This window comes from Oceanimonas sp. AH20CE76 (assembly GCF_039654065.1).
Taxonomy (GTDB): domain Bacteria; phylum Pseudomonadota; class Gammaproteobacteria; order Enterobacterales; family Aeromonadaceae; genus Oceanimonas; species Oceanimonas smirnovii.
Genome location: NZ_CP155481.1, coordinates 2970001 through 2985254, shown reverse-complemented (window position 1 = coordinate 2985254; position 15254 = coordinate 2970001). Strand labels below are relative to the sequence as shown.

The following is a 15254-nucleotide window of genomic DNA, read 5'->3' as shown; positions in this document are numbered from 1 at the left end:
CATTCCGAAGTAACCGTGTCCTGCGACTTGATGTCAGATTTTTTTAATGTAAAAAGCGCTTGTTTAGGGTTTAATGCCGCCCTGATGTGATTTTTGTGCCTTTGATCCTTTTCTTTATTGATGCTTGGCGTAAGCAAGTGATGCACACCAGTTGTTGTTTTATTACAACAAAATGGCGCTTTTTCTTGATTTTACTCCTGCATTTTATTGGTGCATTAATTGCCCCATACCAGTGCATAGGCGGGAAAGTGGTCCGTGTTCAGCTGGTTGCATGTTCAATTTTGGTGCATATCGGCTAAATGTACCGGCTTATATTGATCGTCTTTGGTAATGACTGGCGCTGAGTTACGTCAAATTTACCTCTTTTGGTGCAGACATCATTCAGCCAGGCTACATGACAGTGCACTTCGGAGCCGGTATTCTTTGAGCTTGCCGTTGCCGAAGGAAAGCCTGATGAAACCCATTAAAACCTGGGCCCAGTACTATGTGGACCTGATGACCAAGCTGGGCATAGTCCGCTTCAGCATGTTGCTGGCTGCCTGCATTATTCTGCTGGCCATCTTTATACAGGTGGGAGTAACCCTGTTTTTGCGCGGCTCGGTGGAGTCGGTGGATATGGTGCGCTCTATTTTCTTTGGCCTGCTGATCACTCCCTGGGCGGTGTATTTTCTGTCGGTGGTAGTGGATCAGCTGGAGGATTCACGCCAGCGGCTGAGTCGTCTGGTGCAGAAGCTGCAGCAAATGCGCGACCGGGATCAGGAGCTGAACAGCGAGTTGCAGGAAAAAATCGAGCTGCTTAATCGTCAGATTGAAGAAACCCGCAAGGCGCAGGCGGCCCGCCAGCAGGCCATTGAAGATCTGGAAAGTGAAGTGTTTCAGCGGGAAAAAGCTCAGATGGAATCTCAGGAACGCTCGGCACTGTTGCGTTCCTTTATCGATACTTCACCTGATCTGGTGTATTACCGTAATGAGCTGGAGGAATTTTCGGGCTGTAACAAGGCCATGGAAAATCTGCTCGGCCGGCCGGAAAAAGAGCTGATAGGCCTTACTCCTTACGATGTGTATCCGGAAGACGTGGCTGATAAAGTAGTAGAAACCGATAAAGAAGTCTTTGCCCGCAACGAAACCCAAACCTACGAACAGTGGTTGCAATATCCGGATGGCCGCCGAGCCTGCTTTGAGCTGCGCAAGGTGCCCTTCTTTGATCGGGATGGCAAGCGTCTGGGACTGTTGGGTTATGGCCGCGATATTACCGAGCGCAAGCGCTATCAGAATGAGCTGGAGCAGGCGAGCCAGGACAAAACCACTTTTATATCCACCATCAGCCACGAACTGCGTACGCCGCTGAACGGCATAGTGGGCTTAAGCCGTATTTTGCTGGCCACTGAACTCAGCGACGAGCAGCGCCAGCATCTCAAAACCATTCACTTCAGCGCTGTGACCCTGGGTAATATCTTTAATGACATTATTGATCTCGACAAAATGGACCGCCGCCGGCTGACGCTGGCACCTGAACCCATGGATTTGCCCGGCTTTCTTGATGACCTGGAGAGTCTGGCACGGCTGCAGGCGGAGCAGAAGGGGCTGTATCTGCACTTTGACCGGGACGGTGACATACCCGACTGGATTGAGGCGGATGGCACCCGGTTACGTCAGGTGCTGTGGAATCTGGTGGGTAATGCGGTCAAGTTTACTGACGACGGTGGCGTCACCATTCGTTGTATGGCTGATGAACTGACCCCCGGAGAAGTTACTCTGCGCTTTGATATTGAAGATACCGGTATCGGTATTCCTGCCGCCTTGCAGCAAAAGATATTTGCGCTCTATTTTCAGATTGAAGGCAGCAAACACGCTACCGGCACCGGCATTGGTCTGGCAGTGTCACAGCAGCTGGTGGAAGCCATGCATGGTACCATTGAACTGGACAGCGAGCCGGGGGAGGGTTCCTGCTTCAGTATTACCATTACCGTGCCTACCACTCAGGCACCCAAAGACGACCCTGTGCTGGCCCAGCTGCCTTGTTTGTCGGTGTTGCTGGTGGAAGACGTCGAGCTGAATATTACCGTGGCCTGTGCTCTGCTGGAAAAACTGGGTCATAGTGTCAGTGTTGCCCGCAACGGCGGTGAAGCTTTTGCATTACTGGCTGAGCAGCAGTTTGATCTGGTGTTCCTGGATATTCAGCTGCCGGACATGACGGGTTTTGATATCGCCGGCCAGCTGCGGCAAGACGCTGAGCAGCAGGGAACCAGATTGCCGCCGCTGGTAGCGCTGACAGCGAATGTCATTAGTGACAAGCAGAAATACCTGGCCGGCGGTATGGATGATGCCATCAGCAAACCGCTCTCGTCCAAGGCCATCAAAGGCGTTCTGGCCCGTTTTTTTGGTCATAAGCCACCTTGCGGCAAGGCTGCAAGGGCGGTCTCTTCTGCCGTTGCTGAGGCTTCCCGGGACGACGCGGTACTGGATACTGTTTTTCTGCAGGACTATGTGGAGACGGTAGGTGCTGCGGCCTTGCTGTCCAGTGTGGATATGCTTGGCACCATGGCGGGTGATTATCTGTCGCGGCTGAAAAGCGTTACTGCCGAACGCCGGCAGCAGGAAATTGTGGAAGAAGCTCACAAAATAAAAGGGGCGGCGGGTTCGGTGGGGCTGAAGCGGGTGCAGCTGCTGGCCCAGCAGATACAAAGCCCGGATTTGCCCGACTGGTGGGAACGGCTGGATGACAGAGTGAATGAACTGGAACGGCTGCTTGAGCCGGATCTGGCGGAATTGCGGCACTGGCTGGAGTTGCGTGTATGAGTCGTTATGCAGACCTGATCCGCGCTGAGCGGTTACGACCTGCTTCTGTGCCGGAAACCACAGTGCAGGCAATAGAAGCAGACAGGGCGCGTATTGTGCAGTGCTCGCCGGTACGCCGGCTGCAGCAAAAGACTCAGGTGTTTCCGTTGGACGTAAAAGCCTCGGTACGTAGTCGCCTGACTCATTCTCTGGAGGTAAAGGAAACCGGGCGTCAGCTGGCACTTAGGGTGGCCGCTGAGCTTGAACCTGAAGTAGAGCGGGATGCGCTGGTCAGTCTGGTGGAGATGGCCTGCCTGCTGCACGATGTGGGTAATCCGCCTTTTGGACATTTTGGCGAGGCGGTCATGATTGACTGGCTGGGACAGCAGCTGCCGGGCTTGTTTCGCCGGGCCGTGGGTGAGCCGTCCCGGCAATGGCCTATGCTGCTCGCAGATTTACGCCAGTTTGAGGGGAATGCCCAGAGCCTTCGGCTGGTGCATACCCTGCAGGATCTGAATCTGAGCCTGAGTCAGCTGGCAGCACTGCAAAAATATGTGCGCGGTGCTTATCAGCCCAAAACCGGCGGCCGCTGGCAGCAAAAACCCGGACACTTTTTCAGTGAGCGGCCGCTGGTGCAGCAAATCCGGCAACTTTTTCCCACTACCGCCCGGGGCCGTCATCCGCTGACATTTCTGATGGAAGCAGCCGATGACATGGCCTATGGCGTGGCGGATCTGGAGGATGCCGTCGACAGGGGGGTGCTCAGCCTGGCCGAGCTGGAACGAGCCCTGCTGAATAACGGCAACGACTATTTGAAGACGCTATGGCAGGGCTCCCGCGTGCAGGAACCGGGGTTTTTCAGCCGCTTTCGTGAGCGGCTGGGGCAAGACTTGCTGCCGTTGGTTACTGAGCAGTTTATGTTGCACCAACAGGCCATTCTTGAGGGGGAGCACGATCAGCCGCTGCTGGCGGCGGAGCAGGCTCCCGCCGACGCGCTGCAGTGGCTGAAAAGCTTTGCTCACGAACATGTGTTTCGCCGTCGTGAGGTCGAATCGCTTGAGCTGGCAGGGTTTGCCGCACTCAAGGGCGTGCTCGACGCTTTTGCGCCTTTGCTGACATTGTCTGCGGCCGAGTTTGTGGATCTTGAAAACCGCCGCGATGCCAATGGCCAGCTGCTGCGCCGGCTGTTTCACCGGTTACCGGCACGGCACCTGGCGGCCTATCGGCGCGACAGCCAAAGCGCACCTTTTTTTGAAAGTGAGGCCGAGCGGGAATGGTATTTTCGCGTGCGCCTGCTGCTGGACTTTATCAGTGGCATGACAGATACCTATGTGCTGGAAGAATATCGGCTGCTGTGTGGTCTTCAGAGCTGAATACCAGACCGTGATATAAATAATGCTGGAGGCTGACAGGTGCGTTGGTTTTACCTGCTGCTGTGTTTGTTGATCATGACGCCAGCCATTGCCGCCGGACCAGTGATGGTGATGCATCAGGTAGTGGCAGGCGAGAGCTGGAGAGCGCTTGCGGCTCGTTATCAGCTGAGTGAACGCCGGCTGCGATTTGAGTTTAACCGGGAGCGCTTTCTGGTGCCGCTGGCACCGGGAGACTGGGTTTGGGTACCAAACAAGTCAGTACCACGTAAAACTCCGCTAACCGATGTGAGCGCGGTTTCTCCGGTGCCGGCCAGAACTTCCACCTTGCCCGTTACCGATTTAGTGGCCTTGCCTGTGCTGGGCCGTCCCGACCCTGCTCTTGCCCCCAAATCGGATGAGTTGCTGCTGACTTTGGCCAGTGCTGCCAGAGCGGCTGCCAGTGATGATATTGACAGTTTTCTGCTGAGCCAGACCGAGCTGCTGGCTGAGGATACTCTGTCGTTTGGCACCAGCCAGCTGGCCGCGCTGCCCTGGCTGAACCCCAGTGACTGGTACTGGGATTATCAATTACCCTTGTTTGATCGTGATGCCAGGGCTAATACTCAGCTGGCACTTCCGGTGAACCGGCAGCTTAACAGTGAACTGGGAATAGATTACCGGGACGACCGGCTTACCTATCAGTTGGGTTTGCACTATCGCCGTGATCTCCCGGCTGACAATCAGTTACACCTTCAGCCTCTGTTTGACTATCAGGATGACACCTATCACAGACGGGGTGGCGTTCTATTATGGATGCAGCATCAGGATTTACGTCTGGGCGCAGCACAATACCGCCCGCTTTCTCCCTGGTATTCCGGTGAGCGGCCCGCTGCGGGGAGAGTCTGGTTTGGTGAGGGTAATATCAGTGCGCTGCCCGGGCTCAGCATTAGTGGCCGTTACTACCAGTGGCAGGGCCGTCAGCTGCAGTTGTTCGGCAGTGGTGATAAATACAAGGCAGCCGCTTCCCGGCAGTGGTCGCTGAGTTATGCACCCTGGCGTATTTTGCGGTTACAAACCTCGGTGCTGAATAACAGCGAAGACGAGTTTGAATCCCGCATTCGACTGATGTTTGAGCTTCCCCTCAGACTTTCTCCCGGACTTTGGTGGCGGCCTGCCGAAAATAATAACCTGGAGGAATACCGGCCTCTGCAATATCACAGAGTCCTGGTACTGGAGCATCGTTAAGGGCTTATTTAGGCTGGGGGGTAAATTCGGTATTGGCAAAACTGCCGCGTGTTTCACTTTGCAGCAGGCTGATCAGCAACAGAGCACGATGATCGCCGTCTGCTTCCTGATAGATGGCTTCCATACCGGCAAAGGGACCGCTGTGAATGGTGACTCTGTCGCCGCATTGGGGCAGATCGCTGAGTTTGTTCTGCAGACGCGGGTCTCCGGTGCGGCACATCAGCTCAAAAATAAGTTCGTCGGGCACCACGCAGGGAGTGTCGCCAAAGCGCACCAGATTACGGACACCGCGAGTGGAACGCAGAGAAGTAGCGCTGATTTTTTTCAGGTTGGCCCGCAAAAACACATAACCGGAAAACAGGGCTTCATTGCGGACTATGCGTTTACCACGAATGATACGTTTAGCTTCCACAAACGGACAGAAACACTCCACATTCTGGTTCTCAAGATGAAGCAGCGCCCGCTCTTCTTCCCGGGGCCGGCAATGGGCAAGATACCAGTTGAGCATAAATCCGTCCTGCGCAGGTGAGTAAATATCGCATTATGGCAGCAACCATAAAAAAGGGCCACGGTATGCCGTGGCCCTGAAGATAAAGTGAGCAGTAACTTACCAGCCTTTTACCACACCGCCTTTGAACAGCTCCAGTGCGGCCTGATAGACCTCTTCGCTCTGATACGCCTTGACGAAGGTCTGAATACGCTCGTCATTCTGGTTATCTTTGCGGGATACAATCAGGTTAACGTAGGGTGACTCCTTGTCTTCCACAAACAGGCTGTCGCGGCCGGGCAGCAGGTCGATTTGTGACGCATAGGTGGTGTTGATCACTGCAAAGGCCACGTCATCCAGCGAGCGGGGCAGCTGCGGTGCTTCCAGCTCGATAATGTCGAGGTTTTTGGGATTGCCGGTAATGTTCAGGGGAGTGGCTTCCAGGCCTACGGCATCATCCACTTCAATCAGACCCTGCTGCTCCAGCAGCAGCAGGCTGCGGCCCAGGTTGGTGGGGTCGTTGGGCACGGCCACCTTGGCACCGTCGGACAGTTCATCCAGCGACTTGACTACCCTGGAGTAGGCGGCAATGGGATATACAAAGGTGTTGCCCACCGGTACCAGCTCATAACCACGGTCGGCAATCTGCTTGTCGAGGTAAGGCTTGTGCTGAAAGGCGTTGATGTCGAGGCTGCCGTCGCTCAGGGCTACGTTGGGAGTCACGTAGTCGCTGAAGGAGACCAGCTCTACTTCCAGGTTGTATTGCTCTTTGGCGACCCTGGCTGCCACTTCGGCTACCTGCTCCTCGGCACCGGCAATCACACCCAGGCGCAGCGGCTTGGCAGCTTCGGCTTCGGCGGTAGTTTGTTCGTTCTGTTCACCACAACCGGCCAGCGCCAGGGCCGAAGCCAGCAGACCCAGGGTAGCGAATGATTTCAGTCCTGCTTTCATATTGCACTCCTTGATAAAGAAAACTCAGCGACGATCCATTCGAGCTACCAGCCGTTCGCCGGCGCTCTGAATGATTTGTACCAGTACCACCAGAATGACCACGGTAATCAGCATAATTTGCGGATCAAAGCGCTGGTAGCCGTAACGAATACCCACATCTCCCAGGCCACCGCCACCCACGGCACCGGCCATGGCCGAGTAGTTCACCAGGGTGACCAGGGTGATGATAATGCCATTGAGCATGCCCGGCAGGGCCTCGGGCAGCAATACCTTATACACAATTTGCAGCCGGCGCGCGCCCATGGCCTGCGCCGCTTCCACCAGCCCTGACGGCACTTCCATCAGGGCCCCTTCCATCAGCCGGGCCACAAAGGGAATGGCAGCCACGGTCAGCGGCACCACGGCAGCCCAGGTGCCGATGCTGGTGCCCACCACCAGCCGGGTAAAGGGAATAATGGCCACCAGCAGAATGATAAAGGGCACGGAGCGACCTATGTTGACCACGGTTCCCAGTATTTTGTTAAAAGCCTTGTTTTCCCAGATCTGACCGGGCTTGCTCACATGCAGGGCAATGCCCAGTGGCAGGCCCAGGGCGCAGGCAATAGCGCCCGAGCCAAAGGTCATGATCAGGGTCTCCCAGAGTGCCGAGAGCAGCAGATTAATCATGGCGTCGGACATAACCGAGTAACTCCAGCTGAATTTTGTGTTCGTCCAAATAAGTCATGGCGGCCTGAGTTTGCTCAGGTGCACCGTCCAGCTCTGCCAGCATAAAGCCGAATTTTACGCCGCCGGCGTATTCAATGTCGGCACTGAGAATGGTTACATCCACGCTCAGTTCCCGGCTTAAAATGGAGATCAGCGGTGTGTCCACGGTTTCCCCGGTAAAGCCCAGCCGCACCAGGGGCAGGGCACCGGGCTCCCGCACAGCCGACAGCCGCTGCTGATATTCCTCGGGAATATCCAGATTAATGGTGGAAGCAATAAAGCGCCGGGCAAGATCAGTCTGAGCATTGGCAAAGAACCAGGCTACGTCACCCTGCTCAATCAGTTCACCGTCATTAATAATGGCGACCTTGTCACAGATAGATTTGACCACCTGCATCTCGTGAGTGATCAGCAATATAGTGAGGCCCAGACGTTGATTGAGCTCTTTCAGCAGCGCCAGAATGGACTGGGTGGTCTGCGGATCCAGCGCCGAGGTGGCTTCGTCGCACAACAGTACCTTGGGGGCCGGTGCCAGTGCCCGGGCAATGGCCACCCGTTGCTTCTGACCGCCCGACAGCGCATTGGGGTAGGCATGGGCACGGTGAGAAAGACCCACCAGCTCCAGCAGTTCGTTCACCCGCTGTTTGATCTCGGCCTTTGAGTTGCCTGCCAGCTCCAGAGGCAGAGCGATATTGTCGAACACGGTGCGGGATGACAACAGGTTGAAGTGCTGAAAAATCATGCCGATATTGCGGCGGGCGCGGGACAGTTCGGTACCGTTCATGGCGGTCAGATCGTTACCGTCTACGTGCACGCTGCCCTCGGTGGGGCGCTCGAGCAGATTAACACAACGGATCAGGGTGCTTTTGCCGGCACCGGATTCGCCGATAACGCCCATAATCTGGCCGGCAGCAACCTCCAGATCCACGTTTTTCACGGCGTGAACGGCGGAGTCGCCTGTTCCGTAGCGTTTGGTAATATTGGTTAGTTTGATCATCGGAGGATGAGCCTTCCGGTATGGTTATCCACTGCGTAAACAGCGTAAGAACAGGGACAAGTCATGTCATCATGACTGATGGCAGAGAATGCTAAGCCGTCTGGACGTCTGCGTCAACGAGTATTTACCGGTAAGGCTGCCACAATGAAACATATTCCTTTGCCTTGGCCCGATGCCAATGCCTTGATATAAGATGTAAAAGATAACGATAAGCCGTAAGCTGGCGGCAAGAGTCTCAGCATCAGCGTTGTCTGAGCGAAGCACTAGCAGGGTTACCTTCTTCGACACGCTGCGAGCACATCCATGTGGCGCTCGGCAAATGCCATATATGGACACCTCGCTTTTCGCCAGTGGGGTTTCCGTGTTTTTTGGCGACCAGGATTAACTGCACCCGTATATTCGGCCTGTGTTGATGAGTGAGTCTTTGGCTCACTCTGGCCCTAATGAGAACCGCGCCCTTGCTGCCTATCGTCCCTACGGAGTTCAGACTCCTGACATTTGCCCGGCGTTTGCAAGGGCCGGTTTAACCTGTTGCCTCATTCACGTTTTCCACATCGCGTTTCGTCGGGGTGATAACCTCTTGTTTTCCTTCCTGCTAAACGGGGGTTAATTCGGTTTCTTCATGTCAGCTCAGGCTGCCCGATAGTGCTCCTGCCTGAACAGCATGACCCAGATAATCCGTGCCAGCTTGTTGGCCGTGGCGACCGCAGCGCGCTGCTTGCCTCGACGCTCGACCAGCTGTTTGACCCACAGTGAGAACCGGTCTGTCGCCTTATTCAGATGCCGGATAATTGACCAAGCACCTTGTATCAACAGCTTGCGTAAGTACCCATTGCCACGCTTGGTAATGCTGCCCAGCTTTTGCTTACCACCGCTGGAGTGCTCTTTCGGCACCAGCCCGAGGTTGGCGGAGAAGTGCCGGGCATTGCGGTACTGACTGCCGTTACCGACAAAGGCGACCATGGCGGTTGCAGTTACCGCGCCTACACCTCGAATGTCGGTGAGTCGGGCGCAGGCCTCGTTATCGCGACATTGCTGTTCGATGTCTTTATCCAAGCGCCGGATAGCCTCATCCAGCTGCCGCCATTCTTCCATCATATCCTGACAGCAGGCTCGCGCCCGTGGCGTCAGTTCGTTACTGGCATCCTCCAGCAGCAAGGGCATGGCCTGCTTCAGGTTTTCTTTACCGCCGGCCAAGACAATGCCGTATTCATTGAGCAAGCCCCGTAACTGGTTAATCAACCGGGTTCGCTCCCCAACACGGCGCTCTCGCAGCCGGTGCGCCAGGCTGATGTCGGTCTGCTCCAGCGTGCGAGGCTGGACAAACGTCATATTGGGGCGCCGTGCCGCCTCACAGATGGCAAAGGCATCATTACGGTCGTTCTTATTGCCTTTGACGAAGGGTTTCACATGTTGAGGTGGCAGCAACATCACTGGGTGACCCCGCTGTTGCAGGGTGCGCCCCCAGTAATTGGAGCCGCTGCAGGCTTCCATCGCAATGGGTACCTGAGGGTACTGACTAAGCAGCTCTAATACCTTATGCCGGGTCACCTTGCGATTGAATATCGCCTTGCCAGCTTGATTGACGCCACAAACCTGAATCACATTTTTTGCCAAATCGAGACCAATGAGTGTAATGTTCATATCGGACACCTTTTGTGGTTATTTGAGCTTCAACCCAAATATGGCGCATTACGACGCCGCTTACCCAAGAGGTGTCCATCTCATCATCCATGGCATTTGACGGTCGAATCCGGTAATCCCTGCTATTGCTTCTGACAGTGCGTTGTCTGCTGTGATAAGCCAGCAGACACTTATTCTTTTTCAGGGAACGAATACAAGGAATCCGATGGGCCAGTATTTTCTGCGTCGATTATTGCTGCTTATCCCCACCTTTTTAGGCATTACCCTGGTGGTGTTTGCCATTACCCGCTTTGTGCCCGGCGGCCCGGTAGAGCGCATGCTGATGGAAAGCCAGATGGCAAGCAGTGAGTTCAGCCAGAGCAGCCGGGGCGGACAGGTGCTGTCTGCCGATCAAATTGAAGAGCTGAAAGCTTTCTATGGTCTCGACAAGCCGGTGGGAGAAGCCTATCTGGAATGGCTGGGCAAGCTGGTGCGCCTCGATCTGGGAGAATCTACCCGCTACTACCTGCCGGTGTGGGAGCTGATAAAAGAGCGGCTGCCAGTCTCGGCCTTTTTTGGCATCAGCACTTTTATTCTCAGTTACCTGGTGTCCATTCCCTTGGGCATTCTCAAGGCGCTTAAACACAACAGCCGTTTCGACAGTGTCAGCTCCATGTTTATCTATGCCGGTTACGCCCTGCCGGCCTATGTGGTGGGCATTTTTCTGCTGACGGTGTTTGCCTTTCAGCTGGGCTGGTTTCCCATGGGGGGCTTTGTGGGGGACGACTTCTACTATCTTGAGGGCTTCTGGCCCAAAACCCTGAACCTGTTTCATCATGCCCTGCTGCCGCTGATTGCCTATGCCATCGGCGACTTTGCCGTGCTCACCATGACCATGAAAAACAGCCTGATGGAAAACCTGTCGGCAGACTATGTGCGCACCGCCGTGGCCAAGGGGTTACCGTTTCGCAAGGCGGTCACTCGTCATGCCCTGCGCAACAGCCTGATCCCCATTGCCAGCCATTTCGGCAACGTGATTTCGGTGTTTTTTGCCGGCTCCTTTCTGATTGAGGTGATCTTTAATATCGACGGCCTTGGCCTGCTCGGCTACGAGGCGGTGGTGGAGCGGGACTACCCTGTGGTGATGGGCATACTGGCGGTGACGTCACTGCTGATGCTGCTGGGCAATATATTGTCGGACATCTGCGTGGCGCTGGTGGATCCGCGAGTGAGGTTCGATGGCTAGGCTGCTTTCCGATGTGACCAAAAAGAAACTGCGCCGCTTTCGCAGCATTAAACGCGGTTACTACGCCTTTATCATTTTTATGGTGATGGTGCTGCTGGCCGCCGCCGCCGAGCTGTGGGTCAGCAATCGGGCGCTGCTGGTGAAGTATGAGGGGCAGCTGTACTTTCCCACCTATGGGGCCGTGATCACCGGCAACACCTTTGGCCTTGGCTATCAGTATGAAACCGACTACCGGGAGCTGAAGCAAGTGCTGAGCGAGCAGCCCGGCAACTGGGTGCTGCTGCCGCTGGTGCCCTGGAGTCCTTACGAGCAGGATTACAGCGGTAACAGCTATCCGCCCACGGCACCCAGCCTGGACAGCCGGCACTTTCTCGGCACCGACAGCTCGGGCCGGGACATAGTGGCGCGGCTGGTTTACGGCTTTCGTACTGCCGTGGGCTTTGCCTTTATTGCACTGACCGCCAGCTATGTGATTGGCGTGATGCTCGGCTGCCTGATGGGCTTTCTGGGCGGGCGTTTTGATTTATTGTTTCAGCGTTTCATCGAGATCTGGTCGCAGGTGCCGTTTCTGTATGTGATCATGATTTTGGTGTCGATTACTCAGCCCAACTTTGCCCTGTTTGTGGCCATCAACGTGCTGTTTGGCTGGATGGGCATCACCTGGTATATGCGCACCCTGACCTACAAGGAAAAGGCCCGGGATTATGTGCTGGCGGCCCGGGCCCAGGGGGCGGGCACTGTGCGTATTATCGTGCACCATATTCTGCCCAATACCCTGATGATGATCGTCACCCTGGCCCCCTTTACCGTGGTAGCCAATATTTCCCTGCTTACGGCGCTGGATTACCTCGGTTTTGGCCTGCCGCCGCCCACTCCCAGCTGGGGGGAGCTGCTGCGTCAGGGCGTGAACCACCTGGACTCCCCTTGGATAGTAGCGTCAGTGGTCAGCGCGGTGTCGCTGGTGCTGATCAATGTTTCCTTTATTGGTGAGGCCATTCGTGAGGCCTTTGATCCCAAACATTTTTCCCGATACGAATAGGTGAGGACTGCATGAACAAACTGCTGGCAATGCTCGCATCTTTCAGCCTGGCCCTGAGCCTGCAGGCCGCTGAGCTGCCCGATAATCTGGAATGGGAAACCAATACTGCGGATCCCATTTTTGCTTCCCCCGAAGCCAAGCGGGGTGGACGCTTTAATATGACGCTGATGAGCTTTCCGCTCACCTTTCGCACCGTAGGGCCCGACTCCAATACTTCGTTCCGGTCTTTTGTACTGGAAAATCAGCTTGGTCTCTATGCCCTGCATCCACAAACCGATAATCCCATACCAGCGCTGGCCACTCACTGGGCCTTTGGTGATGACAACCGCACCATGTATTTCAGGCTGAATCCGGACGCTCGCTGGTCCGATGGCGAGCCGGTTACTGCTGATGATTTTCTGTTTGCGCTGGAATTTATGCGCTCCAAGGTGATTCGGGCCCCCTGGTATAACAACTACTTCACCGAAGAAATTACCGATGTGACCAAATATGATGACCACACCATTTCGGTGACCGCCGGCAGCCCCAAGAGCCGGCGCGAGCTGCTCAATACGCTGGGGCTGGTGCCCCAGCCCGCGCATTTTTATGAAATGAGTGAAGACTGGGTGCGTCGTTATAACTGGGAAGTGGTGCCGGTGACCGGTGCCTACGTGATCAGTGACGTCAAGCGCGGCCGCTCCATTACCTTTAAACGGCTGGACGACTGGTGGGGCAATGAACTCACCTATTACAAACATCGCTTTAACGTGGATGAAATCCGGCTCACCGTAGTGCGGGATCTGAATATTGCCTACCGCCATTTTCTGCGCGGCGATGTGGATACTTTTGGTCTGATCCTGCCGGAATGGTGGCACGACAAAACCAACACTCCAGAATACCGCGATGGTCTTATTAATCGCATCTGGTTCTATAACGATATGCAACAGGGTGCGCAGGGGTTTCATCTGAACACGGCTCATCCCAGGCTGGCTGATGTTCGGGTGCGGCAGGGCATTGCTCATGCCATTAATATGCAGCGCATGCTGGAGACCATACTGCGCGGTGATTACGAGCGTATGAATAGTTTTGGCACCGGTTATGGTGACTTTACCAACTACGATATTCGCGCCCGGGAGTACGACATTAACAAGGCCAGAGCCCTGTTTGCCGAGGCCGGCTACGATCGTCAGGGGCCGGGCGGTATTCTGCTTAATGCCACAGGCGATCGGCTCAGTCTGGCGGTGACTTACACCACTCAGGAACATACTGCCCGTCTGGCCATTCTGCGGGAAGAGGCGCGCAAGGCCGGGCTGGACTTGCAACTGAACCTGGTAGACGGTGCCACCGGCTTCAAGTCGATGCTGGAGAAAAAGCATGAGGCGGCCTGGCTGGGCTGGGGCGGCGGCGGTCTTTACCCCCAGTACTGGGAGTTCTTTCACTCTCTTAATGCCAACAAGCCCCAGACCAACAACCTGTTCAATGTCAGCGATGCGGAGCTCGACCGGTTAATCGAGGAATATCGTCGTACCATGGACCTGGATGCCAAGGCGGCCGTTTCCCGGAAAATTCAGCGCCGGGTGCACGAGCTGGCCATCTTTATTCCCGGCTATCAGGTGCCTTATACCCGGGAAGCCTACTGGCGTTATGTGAAACTGCCCGAGAGCAAGGGTACGCGGCATTCGCCGTCCTTATTCTGGCCGATGGAAGGCTATCCTTACAGCACCGGCGGTCTGTTCTGGATTGATGAACAGCTGCAGGCAGAGATCAAGGCCGGGGGCAAAAAATACGAGCCGGTACTGGACGTGGTGGAAACCTGGCGGAGGCCTGAAAGCCAATGACGGCATTGCTGGAAGTGGACAACCTGGCGGTCAGTTTTACCACCGAAGCGGGCCGCTTTCGCGTGGTGGATGACGTCAGTTTTTCGCTGGCACCGGGTCAGACCCTGGGGCTGGTGGGTGAGTCGGGCTGTGGCAAGAGTGTGACTGCCCTCAGCCTGCTGGGCCTGCTGCCGCAACCGGCAGGGAAAGTGGAAGGTGGCCGGACTTTGTTTCAGGGAGCAGATCTGCTGACCCTGAGCCCAAAAGCGCGTTATCGGCTGAGGGGCAACAAGATTGCCATGATATTTCAGGATCCGATGACGGCGCTGAACCCGGTGCATACAATCGGTCGCCAGCTGACCGAAGTTTATGATCTGCATCGGCCTGAGCTGAACAAGACACAACGGCGGGAAGCCGCGTTAAACATGCTCAATAAGGTTGGCATTTCCGAAGCTGAGGCCCGCTTGAATGCGTACCCTCATCAGCTGTCTGGAGGTATGCGTCAGCGGGTAATGATAGCCATGGCGCTGGCCTGTGAACCGGACTTGTTGATCTGCGATGAGCCCACAACGGCGCTGGATGTGACCATGCAGGCGCAGATTCTGCATCTTATTGACGAGCTGCAACAGCAAAACAATATGGCGGTGATCTTTATCACTCATGATCTGGGTGTGGTAGCCCAGATCTGCGATCAGGTGTTGGTGATGTATGCCGGTCGCAGCGCTGAGCAAGCCAGTGTGCTTGATCTGTTCGAACGTCCGCGACATCCCTATACCCAGGGGCTGTTGGCATCCATTCCCCGGCTGGACCGTCAAAGTAAAACCGAGCTGCCGGTGATTCCCGGGCAGGTACCCTCTTTGGAGCAGCTACCGGCTGGCTGCCGCTTTGCCAATCGCTGCGCGTACAGCAGCGAAGTGTGCACTACTCAACCGGCCCGGGAGCAGGCAGGAGACGGGCATCAGGTCTGGTGTCACCATTGGCGGGAGCTGGCATTATGACGGCACTGCTGCAGTTAGAGCAGCTGACTCAGCATTT

13 protein-coding genes (1 of these 13 running past the window's edge) are annotated in these 15254 nt (G+C 55.6%); 8 read left to right on the top strand and 5 right to left on the bottom strand.

Features of this window, described 5'->3' with window-relative positions:
* The first annotated feature begins 453 nt into the window (after window positions 1-453).
* From arcB to N2M06_RS14580, 3 genes are read left to right on the top strand one after another with little or no spacing between them, the layout of a single operon-like run.
* Window positions 454-2799, top strand: coding sequence for an aerobic respiration two-component sensor histidine kinase ArcB (gene arcB, locus N2M06_RS14590; RefSeq protein ID WP_317074538.1), 2346 nt, complete (start codon window positions 454-456; stop codon window positions 2797-2799).
* Window positions 2796-4151 carry a dGTPase gene (dgt, locus tag N2M06_RS14585; protein ID WP_317074537.1) on the top strand — a complete coding sequence of 452 codons (1356 nt, stop codon included), beginning with the start codon at window positions 2796-2798 and terminating at the stop codon, window positions 4149-4151. Before arcB ends, dgt begins: the two co-directional genes overlap by 4 nt.
* Window positions 4152-4190: 39 nt before the next feature.
* Window positions 4191-5375: an inverse autotransporter beta domain-containing protein gene (locus tag N2M06_RS14580; RefSeq protein WP_346351115.1), complete on the top strand. Its 1185-nt coding sequence runs from the start codon at window positions 4191-4193 to the stop codon at window positions 5373-5375.
* 4 nt (window positions 5376-5379) lie between these two features.
* Here N2M06_RS14580 and rfaH read toward each other — a convergent pair whose 3' ends face one another.
* The 5 genes from rfaH to N2M06_RS14555 form a co-directional block, all read right to left on the bottom strand.
* Complete coding sequence (gene rfaH / locus N2M06_RS14575) at window positions 5380-5883, bottom strand: transcription/translation regulatory transformer protein RfaH (RefSeq protein ID WP_019934426.1); 504 nt, start codon at window positions 5881-5883, stop codon at window positions 5380-5382.
* Window positions 5884-5982: 99 nt separating this feature from the next.
* A complete protein-coding gene (gene metQ, locus N2M06_RS14570) occupies window positions 5983-6813 on the bottom strand; it encodes a methionine ABC transporter substrate-binding lipoprotein MetQ (RefSeq protein WP_317074535.1) in 831 nt (276 codons plus the stop codon).
* 24 nt (window positions 6814-6837) lie between these two features.
* Window positions 6838-7491 carry a methionine ABC transporter permease gene (locus N2M06_RS14565; RefSeq protein WP_019934424.1) on the bottom strand — a complete coding sequence of 218 codons (654 nt, stop codon included), beginning with the start codon at window positions 7489-7491 and terminating at the stop codon, window positions 6838-6840.
* Window positions 7472-8515: a methionine ABC transporter ATP-binding protein MetN gene (gene metN, locus N2M06_RS14560; RefSeq protein ID WP_346351114.1), complete on the bottom strand. Its 1044-nt coding sequence runs from the start codon at window positions 8513-8515 to the stop codon at window positions 7472-7474. The genes N2M06_RS14565 and metN overlap by 20 nt, the downstream gene beginning before the upstream one ends.
* 630 nt (window positions 8516-9145) lie before the next feature.
* Window positions 9146-10159, bottom strand: a complete 1014-nt coding sequence (locus tag N2M06_RS14555) for an IS110 family transposase (RefSeq protein ID WP_346350953.1) — start codon at window positions 10157-10159, stop codon at window positions 9146-9148.
* A gap of 205 nt (window positions 10160-10364) precedes the next feature.
* Between N2M06_RS14555 and N2M06_RS14550 the strand changes: the two genes are divergently transcribed.
* The 5 genes in view from N2M06_RS14550 to N2M06_RS14530 are tightly spaced (at most 11 nt apart) and all read left to right on the top strand, a layout consistent with a single transcriptional unit that may run on beyond the window.
* Window positions 10365-11384: an ABC transporter permease subunit gene (locus N2M06_RS14550; protein WP_019934422.1), complete on the top strand. Its 1020-nt coding sequence runs from the start codon at window positions 10365-10367 to the stop codon at window positions 11382-11384.
* On the top strand, window positions 11377-12423 hold the full coding sequence (locus N2M06_RS14545; RefSeq protein WP_317074532.1) for an ABC transporter permease subunit: 1047 nt from the start codon (window positions 11377-11379) through the stop codon (window positions 12421-12423). Before N2M06_RS14550 ends, N2M06_RS14545 begins: the two co-directional genes overlap by 8 nt.
* Window positions 12424-12434: 11 nt before the next feature.
* Complete coding sequence (locus N2M06_RS14540) at window positions 12435-14240, top strand: extracellular solute-binding protein (RefSeq protein WP_019934420.1); 1806 nt, start codon at window positions 12435-12437, stop codon at window positions 14238-14240.
* The gene (locus N2M06_RS14535) at window positions 14237-15217 is read left to right on the top strand and encodes an ABC transporter ATP-binding protein (protein ID WP_019934419.1); all 981 of its coding nucleotides are present in this window, start codon (window positions 14237-14239) and stop codon (window positions 15215-15217) included. The genes N2M06_RS14540 and N2M06_RS14535 overlap by 4 nt, the downstream gene beginning before the upstream one ends.
* A protein-coding gene (locus N2M06_RS14530; RefSeq protein WP_346351113.1) for an oligopeptide/dipeptide ABC transporter ATP-binding protein crosses the window boundary here: on the top strand, window positions 15214-15254 show its 5' end (the start). 973 nt of this gene lie beyond the right edge of the window; only the first 41 of its 1014 coding nucleotides appear in the window; its start codon is at window positions 15214-15216; its stop codon lies beyond the right edge, outside the window. Before N2M06_RS14535 ends, N2M06_RS14530 begins: the two co-directional genes overlap by 4 nt.

Bases quoted from the DNA above. Each gene is read 5' to 3' on its own strand.
- arcB (WP_317074538.1), top strand. From the start codon at position 454: ATGAAACCCATTAAAACCTGGGCCCAGTACTATGTGGACCTGATGACC.
- dgt (WP_317074537.1), top strand. From the start codon at position 2,796: ATGAGTCGTTATGCAGACCTGATCCGCGCTGAGCGGTTACGACCTGCT.
- N2M06_RS14550 (WP_019934422.1), top strand. From the start codon at position 10,365: ATGGGCCAGTATTTTCTGCGTCGATTATTGCTGCTTATCCCCACCTTT.
- rfaH (WP_019934426.1), bottom strand. From the start codon at position 5,883: ATGCTCAACTGGTATCTTGCCCATTGCCGGCCCCGGGAAGAAGAGCGG.
- metQ (WP_317074535.1), bottom strand. From the start codon at position 6,813: ATGAAAGCAGGACTGAAATCATTCGCTACCCTGGGTCTGCTGGCTTCG.
- N2M06_RS14545 (WP_317074532.1), top strand. From the start codon at position 11,377: ATGGCTAGGCTGCTTTCCGATGTGACCAAAAAGAAACTGCGCCGCTTT.
- N2M06_RS14555 (WP_346350953.1), bottom strand. From the start codon at position 10,159: ATGAACATTACACTCATTGGTCTCGATTTGGCAAAAAATGTGATTCAG.
- metN (WP_346351114.1), bottom strand. From the start codon at position 8,515: ATGATCAAACTAACCAATATTACCAAACGCTACGGAACAGGCGACTCC.
- N2M06_RS14565 (WP_019934424.1), bottom strand. From the start codon at position 7,491: ATGTCCGACGCCATGATTAATCTGCTGCTCTCGGCACTCTGGGAGACC.
- N2M06_RS14540 (WP_019934420.1), top strand. From the start codon at position 12,435: ATGAACAAACTGCTGGCAATGCTCGCATCTTTCAGCCTGGCCCTGAGC.
- N2M06_RS14535 (WP_019934419.1), top strand. From the start codon at position 14,237: ATGACGGCATTGCTGGAAGTGGACAACCTGGCGGTCAGTTTTACCACC.